Source organism: Alteromonas sp. ABH4_457, assembly GCF_056160625.1.
The window spans coordinates 421,662-443,306 of the sequence record NZ_JBSWXN010000005.1; the positions used below are offsets into that span (position 1 = coordinate 421,662).

17 protein-coding genes are annotated in these 21,645 nt (G+C 49.9%); 2 read left to right on the plus strand and 15 right to left on the minus strand.

Features of this window, described 5'->3' with window-relative positions:
* Window positions 1–48 precede the first annotated feature (48 nt).
* The 15 genes from ACXAGR_RS14670 to ACXAGR_RS14740 form a co-directional block, all read right to left on the minus strand.
* On the minus strand, window positions 49–1,773 hold the full coding sequence (locus ACXAGR_RS14670) for an SLC13 family permease (RefSeq protein ID WP_349585380.1): 1,725 nt from the start codon (window positions 1,771–1,773) through the stop codon (window positions 49–51).
* 18 nt (window positions 1,774–1,791) lie between these two features.
* A complete protein-coding gene (gene cysN / locus ACXAGR_RS14675) occupies window positions 1,792–3,207 on the minus strand; it encodes a sulfate adenylyltransferase subunit CysN (RefSeq protein ID WP_474844757.1) in 1,416 nt (471 codons plus the stop codon).
* Window positions 3,208–3,210: 3 nt separating this feature from the next.
* The gene (cysQ, locus tag ACXAGR_RS14680; protein ID WP_474844758.1) at window positions 3,211–3,999 is read right to left on the minus strand and encodes a 3'(2'),5'-bisphosphate nucleotidase CysQ; all 789 of its coding nucleotides are present in this window, start codon (window positions 3,997–3,999) and stop codon (window positions 3,211–3,213) included.
* Window positions 3,999–4,592 (minus strand): adenylyl-sulfate kinase, encoded by a 594-nt coding sequence (gene cysC / locus ACXAGR_RS14685; RefSeq protein ID WP_119500757.1) that lies wholly within the window; start codon window positions 4,590–4,592, stop codon window positions 3,999–4,001. Before cysC ends, cysQ begins: the two co-directional genes overlap by 1 nt.
* On the minus strand, window positions 4,592–5,506 hold the full coding sequence (gene cysD, locus ACXAGR_RS14690) for a sulfate adenylyltransferase subunit CysD (protein WP_119500758.1): 915 nt from the start codon (window positions 5,504–5,506) through the stop codon (window positions 4,592–4,594). Before cysD ends, cysC begins: the two co-directional genes overlap by 1 nt.
* Window positions 5,507–5,705: 199 nt before the next feature.
* Complete coding sequence (gene putP, locus ACXAGR_RS14695; RefSeq protein ID WP_474844759.1) at window positions 5,706–7,220, minus strand: sodium/proline symporter PutP; 1,515 nt, start codon at window positions 7,218–7,220, stop codon at window positions 5,706–5,708.
* A gap of 139 nt (window positions 7,221–7,359) precedes the next feature.
* Complete coding sequence (locus tag ACXAGR_RS14700; RefSeq protein WP_474851107.1) at window positions 7,360–8,067, minus strand: DUF3379 family protein; 708 nt, start codon at window positions 8,065–8,067, stop codon at window positions 7,360–7,362.
* Window positions 8,060–8,575 (minus strand): sigma-70 family RNA polymerase sigma factor, encoded by a 516-nt coding sequence (locus tag ACXAGR_RS14705; RefSeq protein WP_474844761.1) that lies wholly within the window; start codon window positions 8,573–8,575, stop codon window positions 8,060–8,062. The genes ACXAGR_RS14700 and ACXAGR_RS14705 overlap by 8 nt, the downstream gene beginning before the upstream one ends.
* Window positions 8,576–8,693: 118 nt before the next feature.
* Window positions 8,694–10,550, minus strand: coding sequence for a DUF885 domain-containing protein (locus ACXAGR_RS14710; protein ID WP_474851108.1), 1,857 nt, complete (start codon window positions 10,548–10,550; stop codon window positions 8,694–8,696).
* A 46-nt stretch (window positions 10,551–10,596) separates the two neighbouring features.
* Window positions 10,597–12,336 carry a BatD family protein gene (locus ACXAGR_RS14715; RefSeq protein WP_474844763.1) on the minus strand — a complete coding sequence of 580 codons (1,740 nt, stop codon included), beginning with the start codon at window positions 12,334–12,336 and terminating at the stop codon, window positions 10,597–10,599.
* The gene (locus ACXAGR_RS14720) at window positions 12,336–14,291 is read right to left on the minus strand and encodes a vWA domain-containing protein (protein WP_474851109.1); all 1,956 of its coding nucleotides are present in this window, start codon (window positions 14,289–14,291) and stop codon (window positions 12,336–12,338) included. The genes ACXAGR_RS14715 and ACXAGR_RS14720 overlap by 1 nt, the downstream gene beginning before the upstream one ends.
* On the minus strand, window positions 14,288–15,307 hold the full coding sequence (locus ACXAGR_RS14725) for a vWA domain-containing protein (RefSeq protein WP_474851110.1): 1,020 nt from the start codon (window positions 15,305–15,307) through the stop codon (window positions 14,288–14,290). The genes ACXAGR_RS14720 and ACXAGR_RS14725 overlap by 4 nt, the downstream gene beginning before the upstream one ends.
* Entirely contained in the window at window positions 15,300–15,827 is a 528-nt protein-coding gene (locus ACXAGR_RS14730) for a DUF4381 domain-containing protein (RefSeq protein ID WP_474851111.1), read from the minus strand. Before ACXAGR_RS14730 ends, ACXAGR_RS14725 begins: the two co-directional genes overlap by 8 nt.
* Complete coding sequence (locus ACXAGR_RS14735; RefSeq protein WP_474851112.1) at window positions 15,824–16,777, minus strand: DUF58 domain-containing protein; 954 nt, start codon at window positions 16,775–16,777, stop codon at window positions 15,824–15,826. Before ACXAGR_RS14735 ends, ACXAGR_RS14730 begins: the two co-directional genes overlap by 4 nt.
* Window positions 16,778–16,781: 4 nt before the next feature.
* On the minus strand, window positions 16,782–17,738 hold the full coding sequence (locus tag ACXAGR_RS14740) for an AAA family ATPase (RefSeq protein ID WP_303575015.1): 957 nt from the start codon (window positions 17,736–17,738) through the stop codon (window positions 16,782–16,784).
* A gap of 388 nt (window positions 17,739–18,126) precedes the next feature.
* On the opposite strand from ACXAGR_RS14740, the gene fadI reads away from it, so the two are divergent.
* Window positions 18,127–19,437, plus strand: coding sequence for an acetyl-CoA C-acyltransferase FadI (gene fadI, locus ACXAGR_RS14745; RefSeq protein ID WP_474844768.1), 1,311 nt, complete (start codon window positions 18,127–18,129; stop codon window positions 19,435–19,437).
* Window positions 19,437–21,596: a fatty acid oxidation complex subunit alpha FadJ gene (fadJ, locus tag ACXAGR_RS14750; RefSeq protein ID WP_474851113.1), complete on the plus strand. Its 2,160-nt coding sequence runs from the start codon at window positions 19,437–19,439 to the stop codon at window positions 21,594–21,596. Before fadI ends, fadJ begins: the two co-directional genes overlap by 1 nt.
* The last annotated feature ends 49 nt before the right edge of the window (window positions 21,597–21,645 follow it).

A 21,645-nucleotide genomic window follows, 5' to 3' on the forward strand; every position in this document is an offset into this window, starting at 1 on the left:
AAGCCCCGTTCACCATGGTGAACGGGGCTTTTTGCTATTCAACCGTTATCAGAAATACGTCATGTTCAATAACACCAGCACAATGGTGCTGTATGTGATGGAAATGGGTAGTCCGATTTTGATGAAATGTGAGAAACGATAATTCGCCGCATTAAATACCAGCAGGTTAGTCTGGTAACCGTAGGGCGAAATAAAGCTCGCACTGGCAGCAAATGCAACAGCAAGGGCGAATGGCATCAACGGGGCACCGATAAGTCCGGCAACGCCATAGGCGAAGGGGAACATCAGGGCTGCCGCAGCATTGTTGGTCACAAACTCTGTTAACACCAGGGTAGCCAGATAAACTGTACACAGGGCGACGAACCAGTTTGTATCAGAAAGATACGGCATCAGAAAATCAGTACTCAAACTGATAACCCCGGCATTTTCCAACGCACTGGCCAGACTGAGGGCACCGACAATGACCACAATCAGATTCAGTGGCAGATTACGTTTTATCTCTCCGTTACTGGTGACTTTCGCACCTACCAGTATGGCAGCAAAGAACAGTAATCCGATACCAAGGTTTAATGTATCCGTTGCTGACAAAGCCACCACCAGTAAGAAACCACCCATAGTGATCCATTCCTGCCAGTTGGTGAGTGGTCTGGATATTTTCTGCTCAGACAGAATGAAGAAATTCTTCGACAGGTTCTGTCTGGTCTGGAAATCAGGACCGGTTGCCAGTAACAGGAAATCACCGGCTTGCAGCTTAATTTCCCCCAGTTTACCGGAAAGCTGCTCACCATCACGGCGAATAGCCACAACGGCGGCATCAAACAAGGCCCTGAAACCCAGTGCTTTAATCGTTTGTCCGATAATCTGCGCACGGTTAGAGATGATCACTTCTGTGAGGTTTTCCCGCAGTATGCCGTCAGCTTCAGCGAACATGGTTAAGCCTTTAATATGGCTTAAGCTGTCCAACTTCTGTACATTGCCGGAAAAAATCAGCTTATCACCCTGATGGATAATAAGTTCCGGTGAAACAGGGCTGATAAGTTGTCCGTCCCGCACAATTTCCACCAGAAAAAGCTCAGGCAGGTTCCGCAGATGGTTTTCCTCGACGGTTTTGCCAATCAACTCAGAGCCCGGCTCCACTTCTGCTTCCACAATGTAAGCGCGGTAGTCGGTTTTCTTATTGGCGATATCCGGCAATAAGGTCGACAACACAAACATCAGGAAGCCACAGCTTAATCCGGCAGCCAGACCATAGAGTGTAAAGTCCCAGAATGCGAAACCCGGATGGCCGTGTTCCTGCAAAAATGAGTCTACGATCAGGTTCGTTGACGTACCAATCAGCGTGACAGTGCCACCTAAAATGGCCGAGTAAGACAACGGAATTAGCAGGCGCGATGCCGGGTGATACTGGTTTTGTTTTACCGGCCCGATCAGGCTGGCCACAATTGCGGTGTTGTTAAGCAGGGCTGACGAGAAAAACGACAGACCGAACAACCGCCAGTAGGAAACAGTAAAACTGGGCGTGATGAGCTTACGTCCTATTTGCTTAATCAATGCTGTTTTATCAATAGCACTGCTGACCAGCAGTAAAAGGACCAGTGTGATCAGGCCTTTATTGGTTAAGTTATTGAGGATCTCATCGAAGGTGATTTGTTGGGATACAAGTAAAATAAGCATCGCCACCGCGAAAATGGTGGAAGGACGCATATTCGACGCAACTAGTGCAAAAATGGTGCTGAAGAAAACCCCCAGCACCATCAATTGGTTGACATCCATATAAACCGTTCCGGCTCGTTACAGTTTACTGATGTCGATCGCGTTCCAGTGTGGGAAGTGCTTGCGAACCAATTCGTTGAATTCCAGCTCAAAAGCAGAGAACTCAGGCGTTTTGTGTTGCTTGTCTTCGGCCAACTGGTCGATGATCATACCTGCACCAACGGTACCGTTAGTCAGGCGGTCAATTACAATGAAAGCACCGGTCGCACGGTTGCGCTCGTAGCTGTCACAGGCAACTGGCTGAGTGAATTTCAGGTCAACTACGCCAATTTCGTTCAGGTTTAGATGCGCACCCGGCTTCTGTTCCATGGTGTTTACATCAATCTGATATTCTACTTCTGATACAGAACCTGAAGTCGATTTGGTCGCAAATTTAAACAGATACTGTTTATGCGGCATCATCGGCTCTTCAGCCATCCATACCAGGTGAGATTTAAACTGGCTCGACAGCAGCGGCAAATTATCAGACTTAACAATCATATCACCGCGTGAAATATCGATCTCATCTTCCAGTGTCAGGGTAACCGCCTGCGGTACGTAAGCACGTTCCTGATCGCCCTCGAAAGTCACTACTGACTTAACCTTAGACGTTTTCATTGAAGGCAGTGCAGTGATTTCATCGCCAGGTGCAACTTGACCAGATACTACGGTACCCGCGAAGCCACGAAAGTCCAGGTTAGGACGGTTTACATACTGAACCGGGAAGCGGAAGTCGTCTTTGTTGTCATCGTTACCGATTTCAATGGTTTCCAGCATTTCCATGAGAGGTTTGCCAGTATACCAGGGCGACTGTTCGCTGCGGTTTACCACGTTGTCACCCTCAAGGGCTGACAGCGGAATAAACTGAATATCAGGGATATTCAGATTTTCCGAGAACTTCAGGAAGTCAGCTTTGATGTCTTCAAATACTTTTTCACTGAAGCCCATCAGGTCCATTTTGTTCACAGCAACAATAACGTGCTTAATGCCCAGCAGGCTGGCGAGGAACGAGTGACGGCGGGTTTGAGTTTTCACTCCGGCGCGTGCATCAACCATCAGGATGGCCAGGTCACAGGTAGACGCACCGGTAACCATGTTACGGGTGTACTGTTCGTGTCCCGGAGTATCCGCAATGATGAACTTACGCTTATCGGTAGAGAAATAGCGGTACGCTACGTCGATGGTGATACCTTGCTCACGCTCAGACTGCAGACCGTCAACCAGCAGCGCCAGGTCAACTTTGTCACCGGTGGTGCCGCTCTTTTTACTGTCTTTAGTAATAGCAGCAAGCTGATCTTCATAAATCATTTTTGAGTCATGAAGCAAACGGCCAATCAGCGTACTTTTACCATCGTCTACGCTACCGCAGGTCAGAAAGCGCAGCAGGTCTTTCTTTTCGTGCTGTTCCAGGTAACCCAGAACGTCTTCTTTCAATAATTCGTTATCTACATTCATTGCTTATGCGCTCACTAAGAAATAGGGGTTCAACACAGATTCTTTCTGGTTATACGTCAGGTCCGGGGCATCTTCAGCCAGCGGGTTTGCGCCATCCAGCACGGTGACTTTTGCTCCCGCTGCAGTGGCAACCGCGTGGGCTGCGCCGGTATCCCATTCAGATGTCGGACCTAAACGGGGATAGAGGTGGGCTTCGCCAGAAGCGACCAGGCACAGTTTCAATGAACTGCCCATGGCAACCAGTTCCGCTTCACCGCCGAGATCTTCCAGCAGTTTCTGGATTTCAGGACTCTGATGAGAACGACTGCCTACCACTTTCCAGACTTCACCGTCTGCGTGTTTCTTCGCGGAAATTGAAGTGAATTCGCCATTGGACTCCATCCACGCACCCTGACCATCAATACCCACGTAAGAACGTTTAAGGGCAGGCGCGTAAACCACACCCATCACAGGTTTACCGTTATCGATAAGCGCGATGTTCACTGTAAACTCTCCATTTTTCTTGATGAATTCTTTAGTGCCATCCAGAGGGTCAACCAGCCAGTATTTATCCCAGCCACGACGCTCATCCCAGGGAATATCCGCAGATTCCTCTGAAAGGATTGGCAGGTGAGATACTGCTTCCAGGCCGGCAACAATCACTTTATGTGCAGCCAGGTCCGCTTCTGTCAGCGGGCTGGTATCTTCTTTTTCATAAATAGCGAAATCTTTCTCGTAGATTTCCATGATTTTGTCACCAGCTTGTTTGCTGATGGCGAGAATTTTTTCTGCTAATGGATCAGGTAATGCCATTACACAAGTCCTTTTTCTTCAAGCATGGCGTACAAACGTTCCGCAGTTTGTTCTGCCGGTTCGTCTTTATACGTCAGGTGGATCTCCGGGTTCACCGGTGCTTCATAAGTGGAAGAGATACCGGTGAAATGTTTGATTTCACCTGCACGGGCTTTCTTGTATAGCCCTTTTGGATCCCGTGACTCACACACGTCCAGCGGGGTATCAATGAACACTTCCACAAACTCACCTTCTTCAAGCAGATTGCGACAGTAGTCGCGGTCAGCCTGAAACGGAGAGATAAATGCAGTCAGTACAATCACACCAGAATCGACAAACAATTTGGCCACTTCACTTACGCGACGAATATTTTCAACGCGGTCTTCATCGCTGAAGCCCAGGTCGCCACATAAACCGTGACGAACGTTATCGCCGTCGAGCAGATAAGTGTGTTTGCCCTGTTCCTGGAATTTTTGTTCCAGCAGGTTCGAAATGGTGGATTTACCGGAACCGCTGAAGCCTGTCAGCCACAGTACACGTGGCGTCTGACCAAGGCTTTCGGCACGGGTCTTTTTATTGACCTCGTACTTGTGCCATACGATATCCGTCGACATCAGAAGTATCCTTCCATTTTCTTCTTCTCCATAGAACCAGAGCTGTCGTGGTCGATAACACGGCCCTGACGCTCGGAAGTCTTGGTCAGCAGCATTTCCTGGATAACTTCAGGCAGGGTCGCTGCAGTAGACTCAACAGCACCGGTCAGCGGATAACAGCCTAAGGTACGGAAACGTACTGAACGCATTTCTGGCGTTTCACCTTCTTCCAGCGGCATACGGTCGTCATCAACCATAATCAATACACCATCACGCTCTACTACAGGACGAGGTTTCGCCAGATACAGAGAAGGAATATCGATGTTTTCCAGGTAGATGTACTGCCAGATATCCAGCTCAGTCCAGTTAGACATAGGGAATACACGGATGCTTTCGCCTTTGTTTACGGATGAGTTGTAGATGTTCCACAGCTCAGGACGCTGGTTTTTCGGATCCCAGCGGTGGTTGCTGTCACGGAATGAGTAAACACGCTCTTTCGCACGTGATTTTTCTTCGTCACGGCGGGCACCACCGAATGCAGCATCGAATTTATACTTGTTCAGTGCCTGCTTCAAAGAAGCGGTTTTCATGATGTCTGTGTGCTTTGCACTACCGTGGCTGAACGGACCAACACCGGCATCAACACCTTCCTGGTTGATATGCACTAACAGATCAAAGCCATGTTTTTCTGCTTGCTGGTCACGGAACTCTATCATTTCGTGGAATTTCCACGTGGTATCAACGTGTAGCAAAGGGAAGGGGATTTTGCCTGGCGCAAAGGCTTTGCGGGCAAGGTGTAACAGCACTGAGGAATCCTTTCCGACAGAATATAACATGACCGGATTATCAAATTCCGCAGCAACTTCGCGGAAAATGTGGATGCTCTCGGCTTCGAGTTGTTTCAAATGGGTAATAGACGGTATATCAAGTGTCATTTTCGAGTCCGATAGTTAAGGTTATATGCTAAACGATTATATATATAGAACCCTAACATATTTAGATCACAAAGTAGTAATTCCGATTTGCTATACGAAATAGCCGTTTTATTACCTTGAAACGAATTTGTCATAACAAAAAGCCGCTTATAAAAAGCGGCTTTCTGGTTGCGTATTAACGGTGTAATTCGTGCTTAAGCTAGACGTGCTTTGAGGCCTGAAGCTTTTCATTAAAGCTGTCGAAAACCTCAGTAACACCTTCCCGGGGGGAACCGCTTTTACTGAGCACAATGATAGTTAAGCTGGATAAAATAAAGCCCGGTACGATTTCATACATCCAACTGCTTAAACTTTGTCCGTCAATGGTGAAAGGCAGGTAAATCCAGAGCAATACAGTGACGGCGCCCACAATCATTCCGCCAAGTGCTGCACGGCGGGTCATGTCACGCTTAAACAGGCTGAACAGCACCAGTGGGCCGAATGCCGCACCGAAACCTGCCCAGGCATTACTGACCAGCGAGAGAATCGTGCTGTCACGGTCGTAGGCCAGGTAAATAGCCACTAATGCGACAATAACAACGGAAATCCGCCCGGCAAGTACCAGCTCTTTATCTGACGCATCACGTCTCAGGAACGCTTTGTAAAAATCGCTGGTGAGGGAACTGGATGTAACCAATAACTGTGATGAGATGGTACTCATGATGGCGGCAAGAATAGCTGCCAGCAGGAAACCACCCACAAGTGGATGGAACAGTAACTGAGATAAATAGATGAATATGGTTTCCGGATCGATGCTATTACCGTTTTGCGTCACGTAAGCCAGTCCGAACAGGCCTGTCATTAACGCACCGATGATGGAAACGATCATCCAGCTCATACCAATGTTACGGGCAGTGGGCACATCTTTGACTGAACGGATAGCCATGAAACGCACAATGATGTGAGGCTGTCCGAAGTAACCAACACCCCATGCCATCAGTGACAGAATACCTATCAGTGAAAGTGCGTCACCACTTTTGGCGTCGGTAAAGGCGTCAAATAACGCCGGGTCGATGGATTTAACTGCATCTACCGCTTCGCCCGGACCGCCTAACTGCATCACGACGACTACCGGTACCATCACCAGAGACACAAACATAATACAGCCCTGGACGAAGTCAGTGATGCTCACTGCCATAAAGCCGCCGAACAGGGTATAAGCCACAACTACACCGGTAGTGACATACAGTCCGGTTTCATAGCTCAAACCAAAGGATGATTCGAACAATTTACCCCCTGCAACCACGCCGGATGACGTATAAAGGGTAAAGAATATGACAATCACCACCGAGGCAATAACACGCAGCAACCGGGAGTTGTCTGCGAAACGGTTTTCGAAATAGTCGGGGAGGGTAACAGCGTTGTTAGCAATTTCTGTGTATAAGCGCAGGCGCGGGGCAACAAGTATATAGTTTGCGAAAGCACCAATGATGAGACCAAGTGCAATCCAGCCTGCGGAGATCCCGGAAACATACATAGCGCCCGGCAGGCCCATCAGCATCCATCCGCTCATATCAGATGCACCGGCAGACAGTGCGGTTACCGCCGGGCCCAATTGTCTTCCGCCCAGCATGTAACCTTCCACGTCACTATTAGTCTGGCGGTAAGAGAAAAGTCCGATGCCGAGCATGGCCGCAAAATAAATGCCCAGAGAAATCAGCGTACCTGTTTCCATATTATTCCTTCCTGTTTTTTCTCTTATGCTAACAGGAAGTAGATACAGTCTCTATGGCAGTCTGATTTATCTGTCTTTTCAATCGGGCATTTAACTTTGCACCTGACCGGTTTGCATGAAATTCACACAAGCCGGCAGATTATGCAGAAAAGCTGATACTGCTTTTTACTTTTTTCACCAGCGGGTTCAGATCAGCACCTTTATCGCCTACCACCATAATGCTGGCGTTTTGCAGGGACCAGCTTTCGCCGTGATACTTTTCATCGGCGAAAGCAGACGGCACCGGATTACTGTCATTATGGGGCATAACAAACACCGACATTTTCCCCTGCTCTGTGTTTAAAATCAGATGCAAAGTTTGCTGGCGGTTAAGGTGACAGTAGTTTGCTACAGCCACATCACCGATAGACTGTAAAAATGTACCGCCGAAACCGGCCAGTTTCGCATTGACCTGCTGCATGCCAACCTCAATGCCGGAATGGGGTGTTTCAATTTCAGCGTAGCGCATGTGTGCCAGTGCTTCTGTGCCGATATCTGCAGGGGCCTGATTGAATACCATGGTGCCGGTAACGCCGGCCATAAATGCCACGGAAGCGGCCATGGCAATAAACCACCGGCTGCGGCGCTTATGACGGTTGAATTCGCCGGTAGCCTGCTGCCATATGAGCTTATGCGCCAGATCGTCGGGTACAGGCACTTTGGCTGCCTGCAGCAATTTACCGTCAAGTTGCTGAAGTGACGATTTCAAAGCGGCTTTGTCGCTGTCGCCTTTAATGGCATCCAGCATGTCTTTGTCTGTCGTATTGGGATCGGCATAAATACGACGGCGGAATTCTAAATCATCCATTATGGCGACCTCTCTGGTGTGCTGAATCACTATCCAGCATGTCTCTGAGTTGATTACGGGCGCGGAATAACCGCGTCATCACGGTATTCTTATTCAGCGACAGTTGCTCTGCGATTTCCTCACCGGAATAGCCGAAAATGAGCTGCAGGATCAATGGCTCCCGGTAATCTGCCGGTAATCTGGCAATGAGTATCCGGAGTTCTTCTGTGTCATCCCCGTTTCCGGCATGAAATGCTTCGTCAGCCACCGGCACATCATCAATATCCACCGTCTCGAGCTGTTTGCGTTCAAATCGTCTGGCATTCTCCCGCCTGACGATGGTGATAAGCCAGGATTTAGCTGATTTCTCATCCTTCAACCCGTCCAGTGAACGCCATGCCCGCAGAAAAGTTTCCTGAACAATATCTTCAGCCACCGCCGGGTCGCGGGTGAGCCAGTACGCATAGCGATAAATATCGCCATGAAATGCGTGAACCAGTGCTTCGTAACGTTGTTGTTTTTCTTTCATGACAGTTAAGACCTGTCGCATGTCAGAAAACTTTCAGTGTGAGAGAATATTTTTAGCCTGGCAGGATTGAGAGAAGCAGGCAACCTTAAATGGTTGCCTGTTTAACGTGTTGGCTTTTTTACAAAGATTGTTGCTGTTCAATCCAGCGGTTAATCTTTTCTTCCAGTACTGACAAGGGCACCGGACCGTCTTTTAACACTTCATCGTGGAAGCCCGCATAAGTGAATTTATCACCCAGCGCCTCTTGCGCCTTGCTACGCAGTTCCATGATTTTCAGTTTGCCAATCATATACGCTGTGGCCTGGCCCGGCATGGCGATGTATCTCTCAATTGCTTTAACCACGTCAGGTTCAGGGTTGGGGGTGTTTTCCAGTAAGTACTGAATCGCTTCTTCCCGTGACCACTGTTTAGCATGCATGCCCGTGTCTACCACCAGACGGCATGCGCGCCAGAGCTCCATAGCAAGGCGGCCGAAATCTGAATAGGGATCTTCATAAAAGCCCATATCTTTCGCCAGCTCTTCCGTATAAAGGCCCCAGCCCTCGGTATAGGCTGTGGCACTCAGATACTTTTGAAATTCAGGAATACCATCAAGCTCCTGAGCAATAGCCCGCTGCATGTGGTGACCCGGGATCCCTTCATGGTAGGCCAGTGCTTCAAGCTGATAGGTGGGCATGGCGTCCATGGTGTAAAGGTTGGCGTAATAGGTACCGGGGCGGCTGCCATCCTGAGAAGGACTTTGATAGAACGCCTTGCCGGCAGATTGCTCGCGGAAGGGTTCAACACGTTTTACTATCATGTCTGCTTTCGGAATTAAGCCGAAATAATCCGGCAGCGCTTTTCGCATTTCGTCAACTGCCTGCGTTGCTGCCTGCAAGTATTCTTCACGGCCGTCATCCGTGTTCGGGTAATAAAACTGAGGATCGGTGCGCATGAATTCGAAAAATTCCTGTAACGACCCGTCGAAACCGACCTTGTCTTTGATGGCTTCCATAGCTTTGTGGATTCGTTCTACATTATCCAGCCCGATCTGATGTATTTCTTCAGCGTTAAGATCTGTCGTCGTGAACCAGGCGAGGCGGTTTGCATACCATTTGTCACCGTCGGGCAGGCGCCACACGCCGTCACCTTCCGGTGAAAGGGTTTTCTGGTGAGCGAAAGCGGCCATAATCGCTTCATAAGCCGGCTTAACAGAGGTAACCAGAGCAGCTTTGGCTTCGCCCAGCAGTGTCTGTTTTTCAACATCATCAATGGGCAGCGCGTTTACCTTGTTCTGAAAATCTTCCCAAATGGTCGAAGGTGTCTCTGAAGTATCGAAAGGCGCGCCGGTAATGACATTTTGCGCGGCGGCAATCATCTGGTCGTAGGCCCATTTCGGTGGATACACGCCGGCTTTTTCCCGCAGTGCCATTTGCTCTATAACCTGATCGAAATATTCATCTACCTTATCCAGACGGGAAATGTAGGCTTTAGCGTCAGACACATCACTGACGCGATGAATATTGATCAAAAAACTTGGTACGCTGGTGTGCGCCGCACGGAACTGATGAACAACATAAGTATGGTGTCTGAATTCATCGTTAGCGAGTTCACGCTCTATGCCCGTACGGTAAAGACGTAAACTGAGCTTTTCCTGCTCAGTGAGTGTTTCAGGGTTAAAGCTGTCCAGTTCTTCAAGACGATTTTTCTTAATGGCGATGGTCTGTTCTTTATGCTCTTCGCTCAGATCATTCCATTCGCCGTAATTCCATTTTTTCCCGAGCCGGCTTTGAAATTCCGGTGAGCGCTTCAAATCTTCTTCAAACGTCCGTTCAAAAAACGCGTTTAAACGCTCAGATTCGCTTTGATTGGCCAGGGTGCCGGCTGGTGGCTCCGGTTGTGCTGGTGCAGCAGTTTCCGGTGCCGGTGAACAGGCCGTCAACGCTGCAACAATCAGCGCCAGCGGCGTAAATTTAAATGATGAAAGTGTTTTCAAACTGAGTCTCCCGGTAAATATTGTGCTTGTACGGAAGACGCAGAGATCAGGATGACTGGCCTTCCGGATACAGAGGTGGCAGCGCTGAATTGCTCTGCTTCGTGTTCTGTTGCCTGATGGCCTGAATACTCTGTAACAGTGCCTTTCTATCCCATTGTTGTGGTTTATCGCTATATTGACTCGATAACATGGCATCAATTTGCGGTTGAAGACCGGATTTTCTGAGATAAATGTCTGCCGGCACGGCGGGACTATGTTGTTTGCCAGCCAGAAATGCCCACTGTCTGAGCGCTTTTTGTACCTCTCCCGGTGCACCGGACTGAATGACTTTTTGCAGCGTATTAAACGCCTGCTTTTCGTCATTGCCTGCAGAGCCGCGCCCATCTGATGGCTTTTCACCTTGCATCACCGGACGACGTCTGAAGTAAATAACAGTAAAAATCCAGCCGGCAAGCGTCACTATCCATAATGCACAGACAATCCACAGCAGGGTATCGTTACTTTCTGCCGGTGCAGATTGCGGCACCGTTCCTTGAGCACCTTGCGGTATATCCGGCTGTGTAGCGGGGGCGGGCAGGGCTGTATTATCAGATTGCGCCTGAGTAAGCGGTGCAGACTGAACTGGCGTTGCCGTTGCTGAAGCCGGCGCTACGGTAATTTTCTTCGCCGGTAACCGGGCAGTTTCCGTTTTACCGGTCAGCACATTAAACCAGGGCACAGTTACCTCAGGTAGAATGAAGTCGCCGGCCTGAGTGGGGATCATCGCCAGTGTCTCGACCCGCTGGGCGATGAGCGTATTGTTTTTGTTTACGGTAGCCGTACTGGCCTGGTCAGGGTAGAGCTTGAATCCGGGCGGATACATCTGAGGTAGTTCAGGTAACTGCTCTTCCACTACACCCATTGCTGTCAGGGTGATAGTGCGGGTAACCGGTTCACCTACAGTAAAAGACGATTGTTGCGGCCACTCTTCGTTCAGTGACACATATTCGCTGGGTAACCAGTGGTAATCAATATCAGCAGGCACGGGCTTAACGTGAATAGTAATATCCGGACCGAGGCGGTTGATTTGCTTTGTGCGGTTGAAGAAACCAAAGCGGGTATTCGGATCCTGAGCCAGAACTTCACCGGCGAATACCGGTCCCTTAATAGTAAATTCGCCTGAGCTTTGCGGCACAATTGCAAACGTACGCTCAATAACCTGATACCGCTTACCGTTCACAATATCAGAATATTGCTTGTCGTCACCTAATTGCTGAATTTGCGCATCTTTAAGTTCCGGTGCCTGCAGGCTGCCACGTTCAATATTGGACGCCAGATATAATTTGGCAGTGTAAAGTAACTGCTGGTGAAGATAGACCTCACTGGTGTCCACATCCGTCGTCAGATAATAATCTCTGGCGGGTTCATCCTGACCGGCTTGTACCGGAATCACGTTTACCGTCAAAGGTTTTGTTTGTTTTCCTTCTACAGTCAGCGCAGGAATCGTAAAGTTACCTTCACCACGGGGAAACAGAGTAGTCGTCCAGGTAACGGTTTCTTCTTTATCAAAATTGATAATACGTGTTTGTGTACTCACCGATGTGCGGCCAACCACAAAGTCTTTCAGTAAGGGGGAGCTGTCGAACGCTTCTCTGGCAGGATCGCCCTGAGCGGTGACAGTTAATTGTATCGCTTCGTCCACCATCACCGGGTTTTTATCAATGGTTGCTTCAACCCGGGTGACGTCAGCCAGGGCCGGATGTGCCAGGCACAGAAAGAGGAAGATTGAAAAGAGAGATTGTTTCATTACCACTCGCTCCGGTTTGATGGCGGTCCCTGACGACGTCGTTGTTGTGCTTCAAGTTGCATTTTGCGTTTAAGCAGAAATGCAGGATCATCAGGGATCTTCTTCATCAAATTATCCAAACGTTGCATTTTTTCTTTTTCTTCGTCTGTCAGTTCGCCGGTCTGAGCCTGCGCTGACTGATTTTGCTGTTGCTGTTCACCTTCTTCTGCCTGTGCAGGAGACTGTGACTCACTTTCTTTGCTTTCCTCTTCCTGACCGTCAGCTTGTTCATTCTGCTGTTCCTGGCCGGGCGACTGAGACTCTTCATCGCGATTTTCGCTCTGTTGATCTTCTCCTTCACCGCCTTGCTGTTGCTGGTCACCGGAAGATTGTGACTGATCGTTCTGTTGCTGTTCGTCGCTGCCGTTATTCTCATCATTCTGACCCTGCTGGCCGTCCTGAGGCTGCTGGTTATCCCCGTTCTGATCCTGCTGGTCCTGATTTTGTTGCTGGTTTTGCTGCTCCTGCTGTTGCTTTTCCTGCTCCTGTTTCATTTGCTCAAGCAGGGCTTTATTGGCTTTCGCATCAGCATGCTCCGGATCCCGCTTTAATACTTCATCGTAACGGGCAATGGCGTCATCCAGCTTCCCCAGTTGCGCCAGCGCATTGCCCTGGTTGTACACGGCATCTGTACTGTCTGAGCGGGAAAATGCATCCAGCGCCTGTTCATAATTACCGGACTCGTAAGCTGCAGCGCCTTGCCATTCTGCTGATTTGAAGGTATCAGCAGCGGTACTAAAATTGCCAGCGTCGTATTCCTTTTCTCCCTGCTGGTCGGCATTCAGAAACGGCGTTTCATACCAGGTGATTACAGGAGTCTCTGCTTCCGGTTCCCCGTCTGTGGCCGGCCCGCTGGCCTGTGCAAAGACCGGTTGCGGCGTGGCTGCAAGCAATGGAACCAGTAATAGGGTGAGTACAACTCCGCGACGGAAAGCGTAAGCGGCAACGGGTAAAATCATCAACAACAGCCAGGGGCCCAGCTCTGCCCACTGATCGCCATCCTGAGACGTTTGTTCTCCGGTTTCTTCTGCGTTGTTGTGCAGTAAATTCCGGCCTGTAAGACGTTTAATATCACCGTCGCCTGCAGACAGCTTGCTGTACGCACCGCCTGATGCACTGGCGAGATTTTGCAGTTGCTGACCCCGTAGTTTGGGGATAACAATCTGACCGCGCTGATCTTTTAATAACTGCCCGTCAAGCTGACGGATTGGCGCACCTTCTTCCGTGCCTACGCCTAAAATATTGACCGTATAAGGCAGTTCACTGATAAGAGAGCGCAGATCCTGAGCCTGTGGCAGGGTAATACCGTCGGTCAGCCAGTAGATATTCCCTTGCTGATAGCCGGCGTTTTGCAGCAAATCTGCCGCTTCCTGAATGCCCCGGTAAGGATCACTGCCGGCGACAGGCATAATCTCAGGGCTTAAACCGGGTAACAGGGCAACCAGGTTGCCGGCATCCGCAGTCAGCGGACTGATAGTGAATGCATCACCGGCGTAGGCGACCAGTCCCGTTTCGCCTTCATCAATGCTGTTTATCAGATCAATCGCTTTATATTTGGCACGGGTTAATCTGTCCGGCGACACATCGGTTGCGCGCATCGACAGCGACATATCAATGACCACCACATGGCCTTCCTGCACCTGAAAAACAGGCTGGGGCAAACGCTCCCAAACCGGTCCTGCAAGGGCAACCACACAGATAAACCAGCACAAAGCAAGAAGACTGAGCGGAGCCTGCTTTCCTGCAACGGCTTTGCCGGCAATCAGATGCTTATACAGGTGAGATGGAATAACACTTTGCCAGCCTGACTGACTGCGACGATATTGCCTGATAAGCATTATCAGCAGACACAGGGGGAGCAGGGCGGCAAACCATTCCGGGCGGAGAAAATGAAAATCGTGAACAGGAAAATTCATGCTTGTCCTCCTGCGCGTGTACGGCCGTTTACCCGGTACCAGATATTTTTAAAGCAATATAGCAGTGCCGGTAATACTGTTAACAGTAAGGCCAGCGATAAGGGATAAAAGAACAGGGCAGTACGTGGACGGAGTTTTCTTGCTTCCCCTTCGACGGGCTCAAGTTTGTCCAGCGTCTCATAAATACTGTTCAGTTCCTGTACATTGCGGGCACGGAAATACTGACCACCGGTAGATTCCGCAAGATCGGTGAGCATATCTTCATCCAGTTCCTGAGAAGGGTTGACCTGACGGCTACCAAAAAAGCTGCGGATGAGCATTTTATCTGCCCCTACGCCAATGGTATACACTGTCGCGCCACTTTCAATTGCCAGTTCTTTAGCCTGCTCCGGTGTGATATTTCCTGCCGTATTCTGACCATCGGTCAGCAGAATAACCACTTTGTTGGAGTCTTCACGTTTTTTAAAACGTTTTACAGCAAGGCCAATAGCATCGCCGATAGCCGTTTGCTCCCCGACCAGACCAATGACAGATTCATCCAGCAGGGTAGCAACGGTCTGACGGTCGTAGGTAAGCGGTGCCTGAAGGTAAGCGGTGTCTGCAAACAGAATTAAACCGAGACGGTCGCCGACACGGCGTTCAATAAAATCGTGGAGGACAGATTTTATCATGACCAGGCGGTTCACCTGACGGCCGTTAACTTCCATATCATCAATTTTCATACTGCCGGACAAGTCCACCGCGAGCATTAATTCCCTGCCTTCATTCGGGATACTCACTGGTTCGCCCAGCCATTGGGGGCGGGCAGCGGCGCAGACCAGTAAAACCCAGCTTATGATGGCAATGAGCGTCAGCCACCGGGAGCGGCCGTGTTTATTCACAGCGCTTTCGTTACCCGGAATTAATGCGGGCACTTTAAGTGCCGCGCCCTGAGAGCGTGGCTGTGCCGGAAGCAACATAAATAATAAAGGTAACGGAAGGGCGAACCATGCCCACCACCATGCAAATTCAAACATTGCGGGCTGACTCCTTTACAGAACTGCGTAAAGAAAAGGTATAAATACGCGCTTTTCGCACCCATAACAGGGCAGCGGATTTCATTGCTTCTGCCTGTTCCGGTGTGACGCCTTGCGGACGGTACATGTTACTGTTCGCCGGTGAAAATCCTGCGGTAAATGATGTGCGTTCTTTTTCGGGCAGGGCTGACGTTAAGTAGTGCTGCCATTCTTCTCCCGACCCGGATGAAGCCATTGCCTTTTCATCATAGTGACGGCTGACCCGCTTCAGGATGGCATTGATATTTGCCGGGGCAGTGCTTACTTGCGTATCTGTGCTGGCAAGGAGGGTGAGGGCTTCCCGTTTCGCACCGTTAAACCTGCGGTGTTTCCGCCACATGATGACGGCACTGATAAGAATAATAAGTACAGCAGCAATCAGCGCCCACCAACCCCAGGCAAGCGGCCACGCGCTGACTTCAGCCGGTGTGTGAATAGCTTTTAACTGATCTAACGGATTTTGTCCGGCAGTAGGTGTCATCGTGGCTGCCTCCCCAGCATTTCAAGCTGTTGCTCCAGGGGTAAACCGGCGGAAACCTGGCTGAATTTGATCATCTTCGACTGGAAGAACCTTTCAATACTCGTTCTTACTTCTCCCCGCCACTGACTGTATTTTTTACCCAGAGACTTATCGCCCAGCAGCCAGCTTTGTTCATCTGCGCCATTGGTCACGCTGACTTGCTGAGATACCGCTACGTCGGGCAGATGGGTATCCATGGGATCGCCTACGCGGATAGCATGTACGTCGCAATGTCTGGCGAGATGACTGAGGGGCTGTTCTGCGGCTTGCTGCAGGTTTTCAAAATCGGAAATTAAATAAACCAGGCTGCCCGGTCTGGCTAAACGGCGTAGCCTGAGGCAGGCATCTGAAAATGCCTGTGACGTCTGTACGTCTTTTTGAGCGGCCCCCTGTTGCACGCGGATCAACTCGTGACACAGAGATAACACAGCACGCTGACGGGAAAGCGGCTTACATTCCCGGTGCATGGTGTCGTTAAAAATAAATGCACCGACTTTATCGCCCCTTGCGGCGGCAGACCAGCTCAGCAGGGCGGCGATATGGGCAGCCTGAACAGATTTCAGCAGCAACTGACTACCAAACTGCATGCCGGCGGTTAAATCGCATAAAATAAATACCGGCCGTTCCCGCTCTTCACGGTATATTTTCGTGTGGGTTTTGCCTGTGCGGGCGGTGACCCGCCAGTCGATTGCACGGATATCGTCGCCCGGCTGGTAATGCCTGGCTTCATCAAACTCCATGCCTCTGCCTTTGTGCCGGCTCAGGTAACCACCGGACATCAGCGCCCTGGGCGGTGTAGCAGGTTTCAGATTTAGCAGTTTGGTTAGTTGCTGGTAACGGATCAACTCACTCAGCGACAGGTTTACTCCGTCGCTTTTCAGTGCCGCCAGCGTATCATGTACGGCGTTCATCAGCTTAAGGTACTGCCACCAGGTTTAAAATGTTGTCCAGTACCTGATCCACAGTAATGCCTTCCGCTTCGGCTTCGTAGGACAAAATAATCCGGTGACGTAACACATTATGTGCCACAGCCTGAATGTCATCCGGCCCGACGAAATCACGTCCGGCCAGCCACGCGTGGGCACGGGCACAGCGGTCAAGGGCAATGGTGGCCCGCGGGCTTACGCCAAATTCTATCCAGTTGGCCATTTTTGCATCAAACGCTTCAGGCGTCCGGGTCGCCATAACGATCTGAACCAGGTACTGCTCCAGTTCCGGTGCCATATGTAAAGACAAGGCAGCATTTCTGGCAGTGAATATATCCTGCTGACTCAGAGAAGGTGGAGCAACGGTGGCTTTTTTCAGCTCTTCATCCCGGGTTAGACGCAGAATCGACAGCTCAGTATCAGCGCCAGGGTAATCAATACTCACGTGCATCAGGAAGCGGTCAAGTTGAGCTTCCGGCAACGGGTAGGTCCCTTCCTGCTCGAGGGGGTTTTGTGTGGCCATGACAAGGAACAGAGGCGGTAACGCATAAGTTTTATTTCCTACTGTAATTTGACGTTCGGCCATGGCTTCTAACAGCGCAGACTGCACTTTGGCAGGCGCCCGGTTAATTTCGTCAGCCAGTACCAGGTTATGGAAAAGGGGGCCCTGCTGAAATACAAACTCACCGGTCTCAGGACGATAAATGTCTGTCCCGGTTAAATCTGCCGGTAACAGGTCAGGGGTAAACTGAACACGGTGGAAGTCGCCGTCAATACCATGAGCAAGTGCATTAATCGCCCGGGTTTTTGCCAGCCCCGGCGGGCCTTCAACCAGCATATGTCCATCGGCTAAAAGCGCAATCAACAGGCTTTTCGTCAGTTCACTCTGACCAATAATCTGGGAGTCTAAATAAGTATGAAGTTGTTGAAACTGCTCTGCAGACATAGTGATTTAATCCACTTTTATTTTTTGAAACCAGCGCACAATTACGTTGACCGGCTACCTGATCACTCAGTTGTACCTGTGTTCTGTGCAACCTTGCAAATGAACCGTCAGGGCAGACAACGCAATGCAATCTTTTACATAGCCGGATGAGTACTTATACATAATAAGGCCCGAATCCTGCGCTTCAAGCCACCGGCGTAAATTTATTGTATAGCCGTTAATGGGCTTTGTGATGTTCTTAAACTACATTAGTTTCAGGCTCTTGGATAAGCTGGCAATTTTTCAGGATGAACTGCCTGCAGGGGAAATTTGCTATTTTGTTCATTGTTTGTAAAAATCTAACTCTTTACAGGTCTGACCACTTAGGGTCATTTAATTCAGGTGCAACATGACAGCTAAACAATCAGTCACAACCCGTAACGGTGACAGAATCGCGATAGTCGCAGGATTACGTACGCCATTCGCGAAAATGGCAACGTATTTCCACGGTGTGCCCGCCGTTGATCTGGGCAAGATGGTGGTCAATGAACTGCTCATCCGTAATGGCGTATCACCAGAGCTGGTGGACCAGGTGGTGTACGGACAAGTTGTGCAAATGCCGGAAGCGCCAAACATTGCCCGCGAGATCGTTCTGGGTACTGGCATGAATGTGCACACCGACGCTTATAGTGTGTCCCGTGCCTGCGCTACCAGCTTTCAAAGCACGGTTAACATTGCAGAGAGCATGATGGCCGGTACCGTAGAAGTTGGTATTGCCGGTGGTGCCGATTCAACATCTGTATCACCAATTGGCGTGTCGAAAAAACTTGCCCGTGCACTGGTGGATCTGCAAAAGGCAAAGACAGTCGGTCAGAAGTGGGCGATTGTTAGAAAGCTGGGATTAAAAGATTTAATGCCTGTGCCGCCTGCAGTTGCAGAATATTCCACAGGCTTGTCCATGGGGCAGACAGCAGAGCAGATGGCCAAGACTCACGGTATCTCACGACAGTCTCAGGATGAACTGGCACACCGTTCTCATTCTCTGGCGGCAGCAAGCTGGAATGAAGGTAAGCTGGATAATGAGGTAATGACGGCCTATGCAGAGCCGTTCAAAGGCGCGCTGGGTAAAGATAACAATGTTCGTTTTGACTCAAAGGTGGAAGGCTACGCCAAACTGCGCCCTGTATTTGATAAGAAATACGGCTCTGTGACGGCCGCTAACGCAACGCCGCTGACTGATGGTGCATCTGCAGTATTGATGATGACGGAAAGCAAAGCTAAAGCACTGGGTTATACCCCGTTAGGCTACATCCGCAGCTATGCCTTCGCAGCTATTGATGTGTGGGAAGACATGCTGATGGGACCATCTTATGCCACGCCAATGGCGCTGGACAGAGCCGGTATGACGCTGAACGACCTCACTTTGATTGAAATGCACGAGGCATTTGCAGCCCAGACACTGGCCAATGTGAAAATGTTTGCCAGCGACAAATTTGCAAAAGAAAAACTGGGTCGTGATAAAGCTACCGGTGAAATCGACATGGACAAATTTAACGTGATGGGCAGCTCTATCGCCTATGGTCACCCCTTTGCTGCTACCGGCACCCGGATGATCACCCAGATGCTGAATGAATTACAGCGCCGTGGCGGCGGAAGCGGATTGTTGACCGCATGTGCTGCCGGTGGTTTAGGCGCAGCCATGATTGTGGAGACAGAATAATGAGCGAACAGGAAAATCAGGACGTGGTTATGAGTGATTCATCTGCCAAAGCATTTACCCTCACAAGACAGGACAATGGTGTTGCCATTCTGACGATGGATGTCCCGGGCGAGTCAATGAATACGCTGAAAGCGGCTTTCGGAGACGAAATTTCTGCGGTACTGGATGAAATCGAGAGCGACAGCAGTATTAAAGGTGTTGTGCTGACAAGCGGAAAGCCTTCTTCCTTCGTTGCAGGGGCTGACATCACTATGCTTGCAGCCTGTGAAACCGAGGCTGATGCCAGAGCGCTGGCGGCCGGTGGTCAGGCTGTGTTTGATCGCATTGAGAATATGAAAGCTACTTTTGTTGCCGCTATTCATGGCCCTGCGCTGGGTGGTGGACTGGAACTGGCACTGGCTTGCCATTATCGTATTTGTACCGATTCACCAAAGACACAGTTGGGCTTGCCAGAAGTTCAGTTAGGCTTGCTGCCCGGCAGTGGCGGAACCCAGCGGTTACCGCGCCTGATTGGTGTACAGCAGGCAATGAAAATGATGCTCACCGGCGCGCCGGCCCGTGCTAAGCAGGCGAAGAAGTATGGGATTGTTGATGACATGGTACCGCAAAGTGTGCTGCTTGATGTGGCTGAACAATTTGCGCTTAAAGCAAAGCCACACCGTGATGCCCCGCAAAAAGGCCTGGTGAATAAAGCGCTGGAGCAAAATCGTTTCGGCCGTAATCTTTTGTTTAAGAAAGCCAGAGAGCAAACTTTTGCGAAAACAAAAGGCAACTATCCGGCACCGGCGATGATCATTGATGTCATTGAAACCGGTCTGAATGACGGTATGAAAGCCGGACTTAATGCAGAAGCTGATGCCTTCGGCAAGCTGGTGATGACACCGGAGTCATTCCAGTTACGTCAAATTTTCTTTGCCACCACAGAGATGAAGAAAGAACATGGTGTGGAAGGCGTAAAGCCTGCCAAAGTGCATAAAACCGGTGTGCTCGGCGGTGGCCTGATGGGCGGTGGTATTGCTTATGTCACGGCAACCAAAGCCGGTGTCCCTGCACGGATCAAAGATGTTCGTGAGGAAGGTATCGCCAATGCGATGAAGTACAGCTACGACATTCTTAACAAGAAAGTGAAAAAGCGCTTCATGCTGAAAAGTGAGATGCAAAAACAGCTTTCCTTACTCACCGGAAGTCTTGACTACCGTGGTTTTCAGGACGCTGATATTGTGATTGAAGCGGTATTTGAAGATCTTGCTCTGAAGCAACAGATGGTGGCTGATGTTGAAGCCAACTGCAAAGCTGAAACGATTTTCGCTTCAAATACATCCTCCATTCCGATCACTGACATTGCTGCGAAGGCACAACGGCCGGAGAATGTTATTGGCCTGCATTACTTCTCTCCGGTAGACAAAATGCCGCTGGCGGAAGTTATCGCTCATGACAAAACGTCAGACGAGACTATTTCAACCACAGTAGAGTTTGCCCGCAAGCAGGGGAAAACCCCGGTAGTGGTGAAGGACGGGGCAGGGTTCTATGTGAACCGTATTCTTGCTCCTTATATGAATGAAGCGGCCTGTTTACTGCTGGCTGGTGAGCCGGTGGAGTATATCGACAAGTCACTGGTGAAATTTGGCTTTCCTGTGGGGCCGGTTAAGTTACTGGATGAAGTCGGCATTGATGTCGGGACCAAGATTATCCCATTTTTGGTTGAACAGTTTGGCAGCCGCTTCGAGGCGCCTGCGGCATTTGACAAAGTGCTGGCCGATGACCGTAAAGGGAAAAAGAATGGTAAAGGCTTTTATTTGTACGAAGGTAAGAAACCCGGTAAGGAAGTGGATGATTCCATTTACGCCGTGCTTGGTGTGACCCCGTCGAAGAAACTCAGCGAAAGGGCCATCGCGGAACGCTGTGTACTGATGATGCTGAATGAAGCTGCACGTTGTCTGGACGAAGGGGTGATACGCAATGCCCGCGACGGCGATATCGGGGCAATCTTCGGTATCGGCTTTCCGCCATTCCTCGGAGGGCCTTTCCGCTACATGGACACATTGGGACTGGATACCGTAGTCAACAAGCTGACGCAACTTGCGGGCAGTGTTGATCCGAAATTCACGCCGGCTGAATGTTTACAGGAAATGGCAAAAGAAAACAAAACGTTTTACTAATGTTTTAATAGTGTTAAAAAGTCGGGCTTTGCCCGACTTTTTTGTTTTA